The sequence below is a fragment of the Rahnella woolbedingensis genome (assembly GCF_003602095.1).
In the GTDB taxonomy this organism is placed as follows: domain Bacteria; phylum Pseudomonadota; class Gammaproteobacteria; order Enterobacterales; family Enterobacteriaceae; genus Rahnella; species Rahnella woolbedingensis.
Genome location: NZ_RAHH01000090.1, coordinates 1 through 620, shown reverse-complemented (window position 1 = coordinate 620; position 620 = coordinate 1). Strand labels below are relative to the sequence as shown.

Below are 620 nucleotides of genomic sequence, written 5' to 3'. Positions count from 1 at the left end.
TCCATGCCGGAAACGGCTTCCCGCCTCGGCGAACCGTTCTCCATGCCGAGCCTGCTGCGCGATTACAAACATGTGCTGAAAAACCGCCAGTTCGTCTGTGGCGCGCTGGCGATTGGGTTTGCCAGCCTGCCGCTGCTGACGTGGATTGCCCAGTCGCCGGTCATTTTAATCAGCGGTGAAGGGCTAGCAGCTTACGATTACGGCTTATTGCAGGTGCCTATTTTCGGCGCGCTGATTATCGGCAATGTGACGCTGGCACGCCTCACCGGCAAACGCACGGTCGAGTACCTGATTAAACTGGGCGCAGGCCCGATGGTGGTCGGACTGCTGATGGCTGCTGTTGCCACGCTGTTTTCCGCGCATGCGTATCTGTGGATGACCGCCGGTCTGAGCCTGTACGCTTTCGGTATTGGTGTGGCTAACGCCGGTTTGTACCGCCTGACGCTGTTCTCCAGCGACATGAGCAAAGGCACAGTTTCTGCTGCCATGGGTGTGATCAGCATGATGATTTTCACGGTCGGAATTGAGCTGGCCAAAGTGGCTTACGTCGAAGGCGGTGCGGGCATGTTTAACATGTTTAATCTGCTCAGTGGCCTGGCGTGGCTGACTCTGGTCGTGGT

The 620-nt window shown here is 57.6% G+C and carries 1 pseudogene; it reads left to right on the top strand.

The annotated features are described in order from the left end of the window. Window positions 1-620 (top strand): annotated as a pseudogene (locus D6C13_RS25320) (multidrug transporter MdfA); the annotation flags it as partial.